Annotated in this window: 18 protein-coding genes; 7 read left to right on the forward strand and 11 right to left on the reverse strand. The window is 59.0% G+C overall.

What is annotated here, in order from left to right; all coding sequences use genetic code 11:
* The first annotated feature begins 116 nt into the window (after positions 1-116).
* The gene (locus RYC18_RS20455; protein WP_005782950.1) at positions 117-1886 is read left to right on the forward strand and encodes an ABC transporter transmembrane domain-containing protein; all 1770 of its coding nucleotides are present in this window, start codon (positions 117-119) and stop codon (positions 1884-1886) included.
* 63 nt (positions 1887-1949) lie between these two features.
* Here the strand turns inward: RYC18_RS20455 and RYC18_RS20460 are convergent, their stop codons facing one another.
* Both RYC18_RS20460 and RYC18_RS20465 read right to left on the reverse strand, forming a co-directional pair.
* Complete coding sequence (locus RYC18_RS20460; RefSeq protein ID WP_004658419.1) at positions 1950-2231, reverse strand: pyrimidine/purine nucleoside phosphorylase; 282 nt, start codon at positions 2229-2231, stop codon at positions 1950-1952.
* Between the two features lie 112 nt (positions 2232-2343).
* Positions 2344-2886, reverse strand: a complete 543-nt coding sequence (locus RYC18_RS20465; protein WP_005744336.1) for an exonuclease domain-containing protein — start codon at positions 2884-2886, stop codon at positions 2344-2346.
* 249 nt (positions 2887-3135) lie between these two features.
* On the opposite strand from RYC18_RS20465, the gene RYC18_RS20470 reads away from it, so the two are divergent.
* On the forward strand, positions 3136-3972 hold the full coding sequence (locus RYC18_RS20470) for a substrate-binding periplasmic protein (protein WP_005782951.1): 837 nt from the start codon (positions 3136-3138) through the stop codon (positions 3970-3972).
* Between the two features lie 36 nt (positions 3973-4008).
* Here the strand turns inward: RYC18_RS20470 and RYC18_RS20475 are convergent, their stop codons facing one another.
* Together RYC18_RS20475 and eat are read right to left on the reverse strand one after the other, a co-directional pair.
* Positions 4009-4176, reverse strand: a complete 168-nt coding sequence (locus RYC18_RS20475; RefSeq protein ID WP_002552826.1) for a DUF2897 family protein — start codon at positions 4174-4176, stop codon at positions 4009-4011.
* A gap of 119 nt (positions 4177-4295) precedes the next feature.
* On the reverse strand, positions 4296-5660 hold the full coding sequence (eat, locus tag RYC18_RS20480; protein WP_005782953.1) for an ethanolamine permease: 1365 nt from the start codon (positions 5658-5660) through the stop codon (positions 4296-4298).
* A gap of 291 nt (positions 5661-5951) precedes the next feature.
* On the opposite strand from eat, the gene pyrF reads away from it, so the two are divergent.
* Positions 5952-6650 (forward strand): orotidine-5'-phosphate decarboxylase, encoded by a 699-nt coding sequence (gene pyrF, locus RYC18_RS20485; protein WP_031599498.1) that lies wholly within the window; start codon positions 5952-5954, stop codon positions 6648-6650.
* 67 nt (positions 6651-6717) lie between these two features.
* On the opposite strand, the gene RYC18_RS20490 is transcribed toward pyrF, so the two are convergent.
* Positions 6718-7725, reverse strand: coding sequence for an NADP-dependent oxidoreductase (locus RYC18_RS20490; protein ID WP_010197167.1), 1008 nt, complete (start codon positions 7723-7725; stop codon positions 6718-6720).
* Between the two features lie 231 nt (positions 7726-7956).
* On the opposite strand from RYC18_RS20490, the gene RYC18_RS20495 reads away from it, so the two are divergent.
* Entirely contained in the window at positions 7957-8892 is a 936-nt protein-coding gene (locus RYC18_RS20495; protein ID WP_316886669.1) for an LD-carboxypeptidase, read from the forward strand.
* Positions 8893-8922: 30 nt separating this feature from the next.
* Here RYC18_RS20495 and RYC18_RS20500 read toward each other — a convergent pair whose 3' ends face one another.
* The gene (locus RYC18_RS20500; RefSeq protein ID WP_316886670.1) at positions 8923-10116 is read right to left on the reverse strand and encodes a benzoate/H(+) symporter BenE family transporter; all 1194 of its coding nucleotides are present in this window, start codon (positions 10114-10116) and stop codon (positions 8923-8925) included.
* A gap of 116 nt (positions 10117-10232) precedes the next feature.
* Positions 10233-10703: a MarR family transcriptional regulator gene (locus RYC18_RS20505; protein WP_004658431.1), complete on the reverse strand. Its 471-nt coding sequence runs from the start codon at positions 10701-10703 to the stop codon at positions 10233-10235.
* A gap of 82 nt (positions 10704-10785) precedes the next feature.
* Here RYC18_RS20505 and RYC18_RS20510 point away from each other — a divergent pair, with 82 nt between their 5' ends.
* Genes RYC18_RS20510 through RYC18_RS20520 form a run of 3 tightly spaced genes read left to right on the forward strand, consistent with a single transcriptional unit; the run spans position 10786 to position 13010 of the window.
* Positions 10786-11952 carry a PLP-dependent aminotransferase family protein gene (locus RYC18_RS20510; RefSeq protein WP_005782957.1) on the forward strand — a complete coding sequence of 389 codons (1167 nt, stop codon included), beginning with the start codon at positions 10786-10788 and terminating at the stop codon, positions 11950-11952.
* A gap of 38 nt (positions 11953-11990) precedes the next feature.
* Positions 11991-12593 carry a glutathione S-transferase family protein gene (locus RYC18_RS20515; protein ID WP_002552833.1) on the forward strand — a complete coding sequence of 201 codons (603 nt, stop codon included), beginning with the start codon at positions 11991-11993 and terminating at the stop codon, positions 12591-12593.
* Between the two features lie 30 nt (positions 12594-12623).
* Positions 12624-13010 carry a lysozyme inhibitor LprI family protein gene (locus RYC18_RS20520; protein ID WP_316886671.1) on the forward strand — a complete coding sequence of 129 codons (387 nt, stop codon included), beginning with the start codon at positions 12624-12626 and terminating at the stop codon, positions 13008-13010.
* A 21-nt stretch (positions 13011-13031) separates the two neighbouring features.
* Here the strand turns inward: RYC18_RS20520 and RYC18_RS20525 are convergent, their stop codons facing one another.
* The 4 genes from RYC18_RS20525 to RYC18_RS20540 all read right to left on the reverse strand — a co-directional run bounded on the left by RYC18_RS20525 (position 13032) and on the right by RYC18_RS20540 (position 15399).
* Positions 13032-13409 (reverse strand): glutathione S-transferase N-terminal domain-containing protein, encoded by a 378-nt coding sequence (locus RYC18_RS20525; protein ID WP_004658436.1) that lies wholly within the window; start codon positions 13407-13409, stop codon positions 13032-13034.
* A gap of 75 nt (positions 13410-13484) precedes the next feature.
* Entirely contained in the window at positions 13485-14030 is a 546-nt protein-coding gene (folE, locus tag RYC18_RS20530) for a GTP cyclohydrolase I FolE (protein ID WP_002552836.1), read from the reverse strand.
* A gap of 448 nt (positions 14031-14478) precedes the next feature.
* Positions 14479-15036 carry a Smr/MutS family protein gene (locus RYC18_RS20535; RefSeq protein ID WP_005755898.1) on the reverse strand — a complete coding sequence of 186 codons (558 nt, stop codon included), beginning with the start codon at positions 15034-15036 and terminating at the stop codon, positions 14479-14481.
* A gap of 45 nt (positions 15037-15081) precedes the next feature.
* Positions 15082-15399, reverse strand: coding sequence for a hypothetical protein (locus tag RYC18_RS20540; RefSeq protein WP_002552838.1), 318 nt, complete (start codon positions 15397-15399; stop codon positions 15082-15084).
* Positions 15400-15439 lie beyond the last annotated feature (40 nt).

Below are 15439 nucleotides of genomic sequence, written 5' to 3' on the forward strand. Positions count from 1 at the left end.
GTCATAACCTGACCTTTGAAGCCGGGCGCAAGTTCATTCGAAATGATGCACAGCGCGTCATGCATGACAGGTGTAGGCTTCGCTATTCAGACAGATCGGGCAAACAGGCAGGCTTCATGATTTCACGGATTACCCGACGTCACCGCCAGGCACTTCGCCTGGCCGCGAGTTTCATTGCGCCGTATCGCTGGCAAGCGTTCGGAGCGTTGTTGGCACTGGTCATTACCGCGGGTATCACCCTGTCGATCGGCCAAGGCATCAAGCTGATGGTCGATCAGGGCTTCATGACCCGCTCGCCGCAGTTGCTCGAGCGCTCGATCGGCTTTTTCATGCTGCTGACGGTTGGCCTGGCCATCGGAACGTTCGCCCGCTTCTATCTGGTGTCATGGATCGGCGAGCGTGTGGTCGCCGACCTGCGCAAGAAAGTATTCGATCACCTGATAGAGCTGCATCCGGGCTTTTACGAGAACAATCGCAGCTCGGAAATCCAGTCGCGGCTGACTGCCGATACCACGTTGTTGCAGTCGGTGATCGGCTCGTCACTGTCGATGTTTCTGCGCAACGTCCTGATGGTCGTTGGCGGCATCGTGCTGTTGTTCATCACCAACCCCAAGCTCACCAGCATCGTGGTGGTGGCGTTGCCGCTGATCATCGCCCCCATTCTCATGTTCGGACGGCGGGTACGAAACCTGTCGCGCGAGAGCCAGGACCGGGTCGCCAATGTGGGCAGCTACGTGGCCGAAGCGCTGGGGCAGATCAAGACGGTGCAGGCGTACAACCATCAAGAGCAGGACAAACAGCGTTTTTCACATACGGTGGAGCAGGCGTTCGATACCGCTCGCAAACGGATTTTGCAGCGCTCCTGGCTGATTACGCTGGTGATCGTTCTGGTGCTGGGCGCAGTGGCGGTAATGCTGTGGGTGGGCGGCATGGACGTGATCAGCGGACGTATTTCCAGCGGAGAGCTGGCAGCGTTTGTGTTTTACGCGCTGATGGTCGGCATGGCGTTTGGCACGTTGAGCGAGGTGATCGGCGATTTGCAGCGCGCCGCCGGTGCCGCAGAGAGGATTGGCGAGCTGCTTCAGGCTCGCAGCGAGATCAAAGCGCCAGCCACAGAGCTGCAGAGCCTGCCGCAACGCATCAGCGGGCGTCTGGCGCTGGAGAATGTCACTTTCGCCTACCCGTCGCGTCCCGAGCGCAATGCGCTGGATAACCTGACCCTGAACATCGAGCCCGGTGAAACCCTGGCGCTGGTCGGGCCTTCCGGAGCAGGCAAGTCGACTATCCTCGACCTGCTGCTGCGTTTCTACGACCCGATTCAAGGGCGCATCCTGATCGAGGGCGTGCCGATCGCACAGCTCGATCCGCACGATCTGCGCCGCTGCTTCGCGCTGGTTTCACAATCACCCGCACTGTTTTTCGGCAGTGTCGAGGACAACATTCGTTACGGTAACGTCACTGCGAGCCTTGAGCAGGTACAGGCAGCAGCGCGTATCGCCCATGCGCACGAGTTCATTCTCGACATGGCCGACGGCTACGGTACGCATCTGGGTGAGGGCGGGGTGGGATTGTCCGGCGGACAGCGGCAGCGTCTGGCGATTGCCCGCGCGTTACTGGTCGATGCGCCGATCCTGTTGCTGGACGAGGCGACCAGTGCGCTGGATGCGCAGAGTGAGCACTTGATTCAGCAAGCCTTGCCAAGCCTGATGCATGGCCGTACTACGCTGGTCATCGCCCATCGACTGGCCACTGTGCAGAATGCCGACCGGATTGCCGTTATGGATCAGGGCCGGCTGGTGGCGGTCGGTACCCATCAGCAACTGATTGCCAGCAACCCGCTCTACGCACGTCTGGCGGCGTTGCAGTTCAATGCTGGCGTCGAATAGAAAGGGGCAGTATAGGCAGGTGTGCGGGCAAGGTGGGAGGTCAGGCCCCCCACGTGTTCAGTCTCAGCGGTATTCGCACAGGTAAGCGGTATCAACGCTGACCTTGAGCTGGAACTTGCTGTTGGCCGGGACATTGAACTGGCTGCCGGTGGAGAAAGTTTCCCAGTCGGTACTGTCCGGGAGCTTCACGTTCAGCTCGCCGGAGATCACGTGCATGATTTCCCGTTGCGCTGTACCGAACTCATATTCGCCCGCCGCCATGACACCGATGGTTGCCTGACCGTCGACCTGACTGAAGGCGATGGATTTGACGGTGCCGTCGAAGTACTCGTTGACCTTGAACATGGGCGATTCCTTTTGAAAGGGCTGGAAATGGCCCGCCAGTATGCCCAACACGGTAAAACTCGTCACGCTCCTTGCAAGTCGACGCTGAACAAACGACGACGTGCAGCGAGATTCAATTAGGCAGTATCAACGGCAAGAGCCGGGCGGTATTGCGTGCATCAACCAGTGCCCGGTGTTGCTGACCTGTGAATTGCATGCCTGCCAGTTGCAGGGCGCTGTTCAGGCCCATCGGCTTTTGTAACTGACGGGCCTGGGCGAATCGCTGTTTGAGGTTGACGTGCGGCATGCTCGACAGTGCGCTGTCGAGGCGATGGTAGCGCCATTCCTCTTCCAGTTGCTGGCGGTCGTAATCCCCCCAGCTGGCCCATCCCAGCACGCGGGCACGGTGATGGCTCAGCCAGCGCTCGAACTGAGGCCACACGGTCGTCAGGGGCGCAGCGCTGTCGATACTGCTTTGATTGATATGGGTCAGCTCTCGGCAAAAATGAGTCAGCACAGGCCTGCGTGCGGGGCGTACGAAGCGCTCGAAATGGTCCAGCTCGCGCCCGTCCTGATTGACCAGCGTCGCGCCTATTTCGATGACTTCCATTTCTGCGACCGGCCAGCCACCTTCTTCGGTGGTAGCCTCCAGATCAATCACCAGCCAATGCGGCATCATCAAGCTCCCTTACGATAGTCAATGGCTTCAGCGTAGCCAGATTAGCCTGTTGCGCCCACGCTTGAGGCTGCGCCGACAATATCGTTTTTACAACTGCCCTTACAGTGACCGCTGCTAATTGCATTGGTGCCTCACGCGAGTTCATCGCAGCGGTGCACAATAGTAACCACTGTGAGCAATGCTGACGCCGTTGATTTGACAGTTGTTTAAATCATGGAAACCGCATAGCGTGGAGGGCTTTGATTGATGTCGTGTTTTATGAAAAAATTTGCAGTATTAATTGATGGCGTCGCGCGGACGTTCGCCACAGGCCTTCTGCTCTTTGTGCCGTTCATGGCAACGTCCCAAGTCTATGCCGCGCAGGTCGTGCGGGTGGCCGCCGTGCATTTCCCTCCGTATATGGTCCGCCCTGAAAAAGGCGAAGACGCCGGTCTGTTGCCCAAGCTGATCGATGCCCTGAATGCCGAGCAGGACGATTACGAGTTTGTGATGATCCCCACCTCCGTGCCCCGGCGTTTTCGTGACTTCGCGGAAGGGCGTTTCGATGTTGCGATCTTCGAGAACCCTGACTGGGGCTGGAAGGACATTGCGCACGAAACCGTCGATCTGGGCCTTGAAGATGCCGAGGTCTATGTAGCAAGGCGGGTCGAAGGGCGTGATCAGAATTACTTCAATGATCTGTCTGACAAACGTCTGGCGTTGTTCAGTGGTTACCATTATGGATTTGCCAACTTCAATACCGATCAGAAGTACTTGAGTGAGCACTTCAATGTGACCTCCACCTATTCTCACGACAGTAATCTATTGATGGTGGTGCGCAATCGGGCGGATATCGCGCCTGTTACCCGTTCCTATCTGATTGATTTTATGGCACATAACAAAGATGAAGCGGCGCAGTTAATGGTCTCCGAACGCGTTGATCAGATCTACCGTCAATACGCGTTGTTGCGCCCCAATGGCAACATTGATGTTCCACACTTCAAAGCGCTGCTGGAGAAGTTACGCGCGGACGGCGAGTTGGAGACGATCTTTCAGCCGCTTCATATCAAGGTGCTTTCGGTCAGCGCAGAGATCGGGAAATAGGCAGGGGCAGGTTTTCAGCCTGCCACCCGGACTTATTTAACGGTCCTTGGCTTCCTTGGCATCCATTTCTGCATTGCGCTCATGGACGCGCTTGAGCTGTTCTTCGGTGAGGGGCAATTTCTTGGCCGTATCGCGCAGCATCATAAGACCGCCGACGATCGAGCCGATGGCTACGAGCAGAATTAACCAGGCATACCAGGGCATAGCGCTCTCCTTGTTGTGATACCGGTTTGAGCAGCGAGGCTGCTCAATGGTTCAAGTGTATGCGCCCTGATCGGGTTGCGTGCAAAACCCTTTGCACGCAACCCCGGAAAGTCTCTGAATTATTGCCCGGTCAGCATCGCGTCGGTCGGTGCATCGGCGCGCGATTTGGCGGTCAGGCTGAAGTAGATAAAACCTATGGCCATCAGCCCGAGGAAAATCAGGCCGATCAGCATGTTGAACCAGGCCATTGCCACCAGACACACGATTGCCAGAGCCAGCGCAATGCCGGGCACCACCGGGTAGCCTGGCGCGCGGAAGCTGCGCTCAAGGTCAGGCTCGATCTTGCGCAGCTTGAACAGGCTGAGCATGCTCATGATGTACATGACGATAGCGCCGAAAACAGCCATGGTGATCATCGCGGCGGTGAGTGTCATGCCGCTCAGGTTGACTAGGCCATCGCTGTAGATGGCGGCGATGCCGATCAGGCCACCTGCGATGATCGCCCGGTGCGGTGTCTGAAAGCGTGACAGCTTGGCCAGCGAGGCAGGCAGGTAACCGGCACGGGCGAGGGCGAAGAACTGGCGCGAGTAACCCATGATGATGCCGTGGAAGCTGGCGACCAGACCGAACAGGCCGATCCACACCAGCATGTGCAGCCAGCCGGAGCTGTCACCGACCACGGCTTTCATTGCTTGCGGCAGTGGGTCGTTGATGTTGGCCAGGGTGCGCCAGTCACCCACGCCACCGGCAAACAGCATGACGCCGATCGCCAGTATCACCAAGGTCAGAATGCCGCTGATGTAGGCCTTCGGGATGGTGCGTTTCGGGTCCTTGGCTTCTTCGGCGGCCATTGCAGCGCCTTCAATGGCCAGGAAGAACCAGATCGCAAAGGGGATGGCGGCGAACATGCCGGCAATCGCTTCCGGCCCGAAGGTCTGGGAACCGGCCCAGCCGTTGAGGGCGAAGTTGCTGAAGCTGAATGCAGGTGCGACCACCCCCATGAACACCAGCAGCTCGGCCACGGCGAGAATGCACACGACCAGCTCAAAGGTTGCTGCCAGCTTTACGCCCACGATGTTGAGTGCCATGAACACGATGTAAGCGCCGACAGCCGCATGCTTAGGGTCAAGCCCCGGGTATTGCACGTTAAGGTACGCACCGATTGCCATGGCAATGGCCGGTGGCGCGAATACGAATTCGATCAGCGTGGCCATACCGGCGATCAGCCCGCCTTTTTCGCCAAAGGCGCGGCGGCTATAGGCAAATGGGCCGCCCGCGTGCGGGATGGCCGTAGTGAGCTCGGTAAAGCTGAAGATGAAGCAGGTGTACATGGTCGCAACCATCAAGGCTGTTACCAAAAAGCCCAGTGTACCCGCCACGCCCCAGCCGTAACTCCAGCCAAAGTACTCGCCGGAAATCACCAGCCCGACAGCGATCCCCCATAGATGAATCGTGCCCAGCGTTGGCTTGAGTTGCGTGCTCATGGTCATCTCCCTGAGATTCGGTAATCGTTGAAACATCCTGTTGCAGAGGCCGTGCCAGTGCACTGATCATTGTCGTGTTGCTTCAAAACGGGTCGTTTACAGAACGCTGCAGTGAACCGATTCATCGGGTTGTGCAGGTTTGGTGCAGGCCATCGAAGCAGTGGTCGCTGCGGGTGCAGGGAATCATGACTTTTTATGGACGCGACTGGCTAAATGCCGATCTACGGGTCCCGTCTGCTCGCCGGTTCGGCTACAATGCGCGCCGATTTCGACTTACCTGAGACCACGCTCATGTCCGCCTGCCAGACTCCCGTCATCGTCGCCCTGGATTTTCCGACCCGTGAAGCCGCCTTGCGTTTGGCTGATCAGCTCGATCCCAAACTGTGCAGGGTCAAGGTCGGCAAGGAGCTGTTCACCAGTTGTGCGGCCGATATCGTCGAGACCCTGCGCAACAAGGGTTTCGAGGTGTTTCTTGATCTCAAATTCCACGATATCCCCAATACCACGGCGATGGCGGTCAAGGCCGCTGCCGAGATGGGCGTATGGATGGTCAACGTGCACTGTTCAGGCGGGCTACGCATGATGACGGCCTGCCGCGAAGTCCTCGAGCAGCGCAGCGGTCCTCAGCCACTGCTGATTGGCGTGACCGTTCTGACCAGCATGGAGCGGGAAGACCTTGCCGGTATCGGCCTGGATATTGATCCGCAGGTGCAGGTGCTGCGCCTTGCAGCGCTGGCCGAGAAGGCCGGTATGGACGGTCTGGTCTGTTCGGCGCTGGAAGCGCAGGCCCTGAAAGCGGCTCACCCGTCGTTGCAACTGGTGACGCCCGGTATCCGCCCGGCGGGCAGTGCGCAGGACGATCAGCGGCGCATTCTGACCCCGCGCCAGGCCCTGGATGCCGGCTCCGATTACCTCGTTATCGGCCGCCCGATCAGCCAGGCAGCTGACCCGGCGAAGGCCCTGGCTGCAGTGGTTGCCGAGCTGGCTTAAGCGGACGGACGCACAGCGTCGCGCAAGGCACCCCACGCCGAAGCGTGAGGTGTCCGGTCCGCGGGCTTTATTCCACTTTCAAGATCAGCTTGCCCTGGTTCTCACCGCTGAACAGCATCTGGAAGGTCTCCGGGAAAGTCTCGAGACCGTCGACGATATGCTCCTTGCTCTTGAGCTTGCCTTCCTTGATCCAGCCCGCCATCACCTCACCGGCTTCAGCGAAGCGCTCGGGGTGGTCCAGTACGATGAAGCCTTCCATGCGTGCACGGTTGACCAGCAGTGACATGTAGTTGGCCGGGCCTTTGATCGCCGTGGTGTTGTTGTACTGACTGATGGCACCGCAGATCACCACGCGCGCGCCGACCGCCAGCTGGCTGAGCGCCGCGTCCAGAATGTCGCCGCCAACGTTGTCGAAGTACACGTTCACGCCATCCGGACAGTGGCGCTTCAAACCATCCATAACGTCTTCGGACTTATAGTCGATGGCTGCATCGAAGCCCAGTTCTTCGGTCAGTAAACGGCATTTTTCTGCGCCTCCTGCGATGCCGACAACCCGGCAGCCCTTGAGCTTGGCAATTTGTCCGGCGACGCTGCCGACAGCACCCGCTGCACCGGAAATCACTACGGTATCACCGCTTTTTGGCTGGCCGACATCCAGCAGCGCCAGGTAGGCAGTCATGCCGGTCATGCCCAGAGCAGACAGATAAAGCGGTAGCGGGGCAAGGCTGGTATCGACCTTGTAAAAGCCTTTTGGCTCGCCCACGAAGTAATCCTGAACGCCAAGTGCGCCTTGCAGATGGTCGCCTACGGCAAATTTCGGGTTTTTCGATTCGAGCACTTCGCCTACGCCCAGGGCGCGCATCACTTCGCCCAGCTTTACGGCCGGAATGTAGGATTTTCCGTCATTCATCCAGCCACGCATCGCCGGGTCCAGCGACAGGTATTTGTTCCTGACCAGTATCTGGCCTTCGGCAAGTGCGGTGACCGGAGCCTCTTGATAGGTGAAGTCTTCACGGCGCACATCGCCCGACGGACGCTTGGCGAGCAGGAACTGGCGGTTGGAAAGATCAGTCATGGCAGGGTCTCCAGAAAATGGTTCAAAGATGGATTCAAACGCTCGCCGCGTTGCTCAGGCAAGAAGCGATCATCAAGCGAATGCTGTTTGATCCATGTGATTGATAGGAGTCCGATGCGGCTTTGGCGTTCAGACGGATCTGCAGATGACGCAGGCTGAATGCCGATAGGGCTTGAGTCACTTACGCCGGTGCTCTAGATTCATCGCTCGACAAACGTCTGGATAACCGTAATGCCAGCTACTTCTCCACAGACGCTTCACCCTCAGGTCCTGCGTGCTGGCGACGCCGTGGCGTTGGTATCGCCTGCCGGGCCTGTTGACCCCGGCAAAATCGACGCTGCGGTCGCGGTACTCAAGGGGTGGGGGCTGCGTCCGCGTGTCTATCCGCATGCACTGGGCAAATACTCATTCTATTCGGGAACCGACGAGGAGCGGCTTGCTGACCTTAACGCCGCACTGGCTGATCCGGAGATCCGTGCGGTCATTTGCAACCGCGGCGGCTATGGCGTGCAGCGAATTGTCCAGCAGGTGGATATGGACGCTGTGCGTCGTGACCCCAAGCTGGTGACCGGCTTTTCCGATATCACCGCACTGCATGGTGCGCTATGGAACCATGCGCGTCTGGCCACTATTCATGGCCCGGTCGCCTCGCAGCTGGAACGCGGTGGCCTGTTCGTCAGCGGCATGCACCATGTGCTGATGAGTACCGAGCCGGTATTGCTCAAGGCCGATCATGCCTCACCAACGGCGAAGGTCAGAACCGGCGGCAGCGCGCAGGGCCTGTTGCTGGGCGGCAATCTGTGCATCCTCGATACCTCGGTGGGTACGCCGTTCATGCCCGACATGACCGGTGCGATTTTGCTCATCGAAGAGGTCAACGAACCGGCCTATCGGGTTGACCGCATGCTGACCCATCTGGGTAACTGCGGCATCCTTCCGCGTCTGGCGGGTGTCGCGGTGGGCGAGTTCACCCCGGCCGCGAACACCGGCGGCACCATCAGCCCCGCCGATGTGCTGCTGGAACGGCTGGGCAGTCTGGGCATTCCGGTGCTGGGCGGCTTGCCGGTAGGGCATGGAGATCTCAATCAGGCCGTGCCCTTGGGAACGCAGGCAATACTCGATGCAGATGCCGGAACCTTGCTGGTGTCAGCCACTGCCCGTAGTTGATCGTTCTTATGACGTGGGCTTGAGGCAGGCTTATCCGGCCTTGCGTGCATTGAGAATCAGCATGGTCAGCAGGCCCGCAACAATGCCCCAGAATGCCGAACCTATGGAAAACAGCGTCAGCCCTGAGGCCGTCACCATAAACGTGATAAGAGCGGGTTCGCGCTCGCGGGGCTCGGCCATGGCCACGGTCAGGCCATTGGTGATCGAACCGAGCAGCGCCAGTGCGGCAATCGAGATCATCAGCTCCGTGGGGAACGCACTGAACAGACCTGCCAGCGTGGCGCCGAAAATCCCGGCGATTGCGTAGAAAATCCCGGCCCAGATCGCCGCTGTGTAGCGTTTGGACTCGTCTTCGTGCGCATGAGGGCTGGTACAGATGGCGGCGCTGATGGCGGCCAGGTTGATCCCGTGGCAGCCGAACGGTGCGGTAAGCAAAGAAGCAAAGCCTGTTACCGATATCAGCGGTGAGGTAGGCGGGTAGTAACCGTCGGCTCGCAACACCGCCACACCCGGCATGTTCTGTGAGGTCATGGCCACCACGAACAGCGGAATGCCGATGCTGACCGTCGCGGCCCAGGAAAACTCGGGAGTGGTCCAGACCGGCATGGCGACTTGCAGCGCCAGACCGCTGAAGTTCAGCAAGCCCAGCGCGCCCGATATCCCGATGCCGACCAGCAGTGCGAGCAGCACCGAGTAGCGTGGGGAAAGACGCTTCACCACCAGATACGTGAAAAACATGCCCAACACCAGGCCGGTGCGGTGCTGGGCGGCGATGAAGATTTCACTGCCGATCCTGAACAGGATTCCCGCCAGCAAGGCCGCAGCCAGCGAGGCTGGCAAACGCCGCACGATACGTTCGAAGCTGCCCGTTACGCCGCACAGGATGACCAGCAGCGCGCTGGTCATGAACGCGCCAATCGCCTGCGGGTATGCCACACCACCCAGACTGGTGATCAGCAGTGCGGCACCGGGTGTGGACCACGCGACAGTAATCGGCATGCGGTAGCGCAACGAAAGGCCGATGCTGCACACCGCCATGCCCATGAACAACGCCCACAGCCAGGATGAGATCTGCACGCTGCTCAGCCCCGCCGCCTGTCCGGCCTGAAACATCAGCACCAGTGAGCTGGTGCAGCCAGTCATCATAGCAATGAAGCCGGCAACCACCGCAGACGGCGATGAGTCGGTCAGCGGGCGCAATGGTGCCTTGAGGGTTTCCTTCATGCAGGGCGTTCCTTGAAGCGGGCAGGTAGCAAAGGACGCCAAGCCTAAACGCATGACCGCTCGGCTTTACGATACAGCGATATGAGTAAATGCCAGCACAGTTGCGACAGTGGTATTTATTCGACGTCAGTCCCGATTGGACACGCACCGGATTGCAGTGTCTGGCCCAGCGCCAGGTTGACTGTCATCCAGCCATCCACCGCTTCCTGACCCGCTTCGGCGAACACGCGTTGCAGCAGCTTGACCTGTTCACGCCGCAACGCCTGCTCGAAACGGGCGCCTTCATCGGTGAGCCCGAGTAGTCGTTTGCGTTTGTCGGTTTCCGGGGCGGTGCTGTGCACCAGGTCCATGCCGATCAATTGGCGCAGCGGGGCATTGAGCGCCTGCTTGCTCACGCCCAATACCGTGAGCAGTTCCTTGACGCTCAGTTCGGGATAGCGAGCGATGAAAAATACAATGCGCTGATGCACGCGACTGAAGCCGCGCTTGGCCAGCATCTCATCAGCCTTGGCGGTGAACGCCTGGTAGCCGAAGAAGAAGGCTTCCATGGCCATTTGTTGATTAGCAGGTTTTTTTAAGTCAAGCATGTTGACGTATCCGGGCTGGGCGTCGTAATTTGAGTCAACAAGTTTGACTTATTTTCCTTCGTCTCGGCTACAGGTAAGTGCCATGGCTTTTTCCGAACGCGTTTCCCGTCTGAAAAGTTCTCTGATTCGCGAGATCCTCGCCGCCGCTCAGCGCCCGCAAGTGATGTCGTTCGCCGGTGGCCTGCCTGCCGAGTCGATGCTGCCCAAAGTCGAGTGGGCTGACATGCCTGTTTCTCTGGGCCAGTACGGCATGAGCGAGGGCGAACCTGCGCTGCGCGAAGCGCTGGCTGCCGACGCCCGCGCCCTGGGTATTGCTTGCGATGCCAGTCAGGTCATGGTGGTCAGTGGTTCTCAACAGACGTTGGACCTTGCGGCCAAGCTCTACATCGACAAAGGCACCGAGATTCTGCTTGAAGCACCCACCTACCTGGCGGCGCTGCAGATATTTCAGCTGTTTGGTGCCGACTGCATCACCGTGCCCCTGCAGGCCGAAGGCCCGGACCTGATTACCATGCGCCAGCGCCTGGAGCAGCACAGGCCCGCATTCGCCTACCTGATCCCGACGTTCCAGAACCCCTCGGCAGTGCGCTACAGCCAGGCCAGCCGCGATGCGGTTGCGGCTTTGCTTGACGAGTTCGGCGTCACGTTGATCGAGGATGAGCCGTACCGCGAGTTGAGTTTTGACGGCGGCAGTGCCAGGCCGATTGTCAGCGGCCTGAAGACAGCAAGCTGGATCTACACCGGCACGGTCTCCAAAACGCTATTGCCCGGCCTGCGTGTGGGTTATCTGATCGCCAGTCCCGATCTGTTTCCGCACCTGTTGCGCCTGAAGCAGTCCGCCGATCTACATACCAATCGCCTTGGCCAATGGCAGGCCTTGCAGTGGATTGGCACTGAGCACTATCGTGAACATCTGCTGACGCTGTGCGAGTTCTACCGTGGTCGCCGGGATGCATTCGAGGATGCCTTGCAGACGCATTTTTCAGACCTGGCTGAGTGGAACAGCCCGCAAGGCGGATTGTTCTTCTGGCTGACTCTGAAACAGCCGCTGGACACCCGTACCTTGCTGGATGCCGCGTTGGCGCAGGACGTCGCGTTCATGCCGGGCGAACCTTTTTTTGCTGACCCGGACGCCAATCACGGCCATCTGCGCCTCAATTTCAGTCATATCGACCCGGCGCGTCTGAATGAAGGCATAAAACGACTGGCGTCCGTGGTCCGTGCGGCACAGAATCTGAAAGCCGCCTGATCAGAGCCGGCAATACAGGCATATCGAGGGAGCAGGCGATGTACAAGGTTTATGGCGATTACAACTCGGGCAACTGCTACAAGGTCAAGTTGATGCTTAACCTGTTGGGCAGTGAGTACGAGTGGGTGCCGGTCGATATTCTTAATGGCGAAACCCAGACCCCGGCTTTTCTGGAGAAGAACCCAAACGGCAAGATCCCCGTGTTGGAACTGGAAGACGGCACTTGTCTATGGGAGTCCAATGCGATTCTCAATTTTCTGGCTGATGGTTCCAGGTATCTTCCGAGCGAACCGCGGCTGCGCACCCAGGTTCTGCAATGGCAGTTTTTCGAGCAGTACAGCCATGAGCCGTCGGTGGCGGTTGCCCGCTTCATTCAGTTCTATCTGGGCTTGCCGGCTGAACGCATGACCGAGTATCGGGCCATGCAGAAATCCGGTTATCGAGCGCTGGCGGTCATGGAGCAGCAGCTTGATCGCACACCGTTTCTGGTCGGTGAGAATTTCTCCATCGCCGATATCGCCCTGTACGCCTATACCCATGTCGCTCATCAGGGCGGTTTCGATCTGGCACCTTACACCGGAATTCGGCGCTGGCTGGATCGGGTCAAGGCGCAACCGGGTTATGTCGGTATGCTGGATTGATGCACCCATTGGCTGAATAAAAGGAAATTTATGCGTGTTTCAATAGCACTTCTGGCCGCTTTCATCGCGCTGGGTATCGGCTGCTCGGCACAGGCTCAGGATTGCGATGCCAATCAGGCCAGCATGAATCAGTGTGCTGCCAATGAGCTGTCGGCGCTCGATGCTGATCTCAACAAGCAGTACAAGGCGCAGATGACGTGGCTGAAGACGCCGGCCAAAAAGCAGGCGTTCAAGGATGCACAACTGAAGTGGATAGACCTGCGTGACGCCGATTGCCTGTATCAGGCTGGCAAGCCCGAGGATTCAGGCTCCATATGGTCGTTGCTGCAATCGCAATGCCTGGCTGACCAGACCCGCGTGCGCCTCAAGCAATTGCAAGCCTATGTCGCCTGCCGCGAGGAAGGTTGCCCGCGTTGAGGCACGTCGGGCACGAGGTGTTCAGATCGCGCCGAACCGCTGATTCAGGTAGTCGATAATGACCTTGGATTCGTACATCCAAACGGTTTTGTCGCCTTCTTCGATTCGCAGGCAAGGCACTTTGATTTTGCCGCCCTCGTTAAGCAGCGTCTGACGGTCAAGCTCGTTGTTCTTCGCATCGCGCAAAGCGACAGGAACATTGAGACGGTGCAGGGTGCGACGGGTTTTCACGCAGAACGGGCAGGCGTGGAACTGGTACAGCGTCAGGTCTTGAGCCGCCTCAGCGACAGCCGCCTGGGCCTGCGGATCGCGCTTCTTCCTGCTCGGGCGGGTCAGGAAGTCGATACCGATGACGAGCTGGCCAAGGCCGACTCTTAACGCTTTCATGAACACGGTCATACCTCTTGCGGACAGTGGCGGGAATCGGCCGGACGTTCAGCGTGCGCCGTGGCACGTGAACGCTGGCTGAACGGGTCACTTGATCAGGCTGAGAAACTCACTGCGAGTGGCAGCATTTTCACGGAATTCGCCGAGCATCACTGACGTGATCATGGCCGAGTTCTGCTTCTCGACACCGCGCATCATCATGCACATGTGCTTGGCTTCGATCACCACTGCCACACCCAGTGCACCGGTAACCTGCTGGATGGCCTCGGCGATCTGACGGCTGAGGTTTTCCTGGATCTGCAGGCGGCGGGCGTACATATCAACGATTCGCGCCACTTTCGACAGGCCCAGCACCTTGCCATTGGGAATGTAGGCGACATGTGCCTTGCCAATGAACGGCAGCAGATGATGCTCGCACAGCGAGTACAGCTCGATGTCCTTGACCATGACCATTTCACTGGCATCGGAGCTGAACAGCGCGCCGTTGGTGACTTCTTCCAGCGTTTGCGCGTAACCGCGACACAGGTACTGCATGGCCTTGGCGGCGCGTTTGGGGGTGTCCAGCAGACCTTCGCGCGAGACGTCCTCGCCCAGTTGCCCGAGTATGGCGGTGTAATTCTGTTCCAGTGTCACAGGGGTGTGTTTCCGTGTGGGTTTCGATGGGTGCGAGGGCAGGCCCGTCGCCGACGGCGCACATAGTAACTTACGCAAGAGTGCGGGTGCACGGCAGCGCTGCAAATCAACCGGGCGTTATGCGTTTTGTATCGTAGCGCTTACACGTTGGCGACCAGATCGCTACCCACTTCCCCGGTGCGGCGCTGTCTGACTGTGCAGGTTATTAATCAATTGCCTGTCGAGAGAGTGAATCCGGATGTTGAGTCGAGTAGCAAAAATAGCGTTGTTCGCAATCGTACTGTCGTCGGTTTCCGGCTGCTGGCCGTTTTGGCCTGGTCCGGGCGGACATGGCGGCGGCGGTGGCCATCATGAAGGGGGTGGACCTGGAGGCCCCGGCGGTCCTGGCCCGCGCTGAGTAATACGCCGGGCAGCAGATTGCTGTCCGGCAAGAGGGGCGCGAGGAGGATTACTCGTCGCGTCCTTCCATCATGGTGCGTCTGAGTATCACGTACACCGCACCCGCACCGCCATGTTTGGCCAGGCATGAACAAAAGCCCAGTACCTGCGAATGCTGACGCAGCCAGGTGTTGACGTGGCTCTTGATCATGGGGCGCTTGCCGTCCAGGCGTACCGCCTTGCCGTGGGTGACACGTACGCAGCGTATTTCCAGTCGGGTCGCTTCAGCCAGAAACTCCCACAGCGTCTCACGCGCCACTTCCACACTCATGCCGTGTAAGTCCAGGCTGCCTTCGAAGCTGATCTGCCCGAGCTTGAGCTTGCGCATCTGGCCTTCCTGCACGCCGTCGCGCGACCAGCTCAGGATATCTTCCGGACCGACATCGATCACGAATTGATCCGACAAGCCGTCGACGGTCACCGAATCGGTGCGCACAGTCGCCGACTGACGCAGGCGGGCCAGCATTTTTCGATCGGTCTTGGGTTTGCCGACATCGGCGTGTTCATGCTTGAGCGGCTTTACGCCGCGCGTTTCGCTTCTGAACAGGGAAAAATCGTCGTCTTGCATGGGGCCTCCGCGAAGGAAGCCATTCTAACCGTTCAAGCGCCAGGGTCAGTTGTGTTTTTTCATCAGGTGCGCCGAGATACTCAAGCCGCTGGCACTGCGTTGACGGCGGCAGCGGCGCCATAGCCAGACACCCAGATAAAGCACCAGCAACCCGCCGACGGCGACAAATGCGGCGCCTCCAGGGCTGGCATTCAGCTCGCCGAGCATCTGCGGGTGAACGGTCAGGCTGGAAACTCCGGCAACGGTCAGCAACACGCCTGACGCCAAAAGAAGCAGCGCGATCAGCGTACCGATGCGTTTGCCCCAGTTGCCCTGACCCCTGGGGCGCAGGCGACGTGCATCGAAACCATCTGACGTTTTCATGCCTTTTCCTCAATAGGTATCGGCTCAATGGAGTATCGGC

It is taken from the genome of Pseudomonas syringae group sp. 247E2 (assembly GCF_032587795.1).
Taxonomy (GTDB): Bacteria; Pseudomonadota; Gammaproteobacteria; order Pseudomonadales; family Pseudomonadaceae; genus Aquipseudomonas; species Aquipseudomonas amygdali.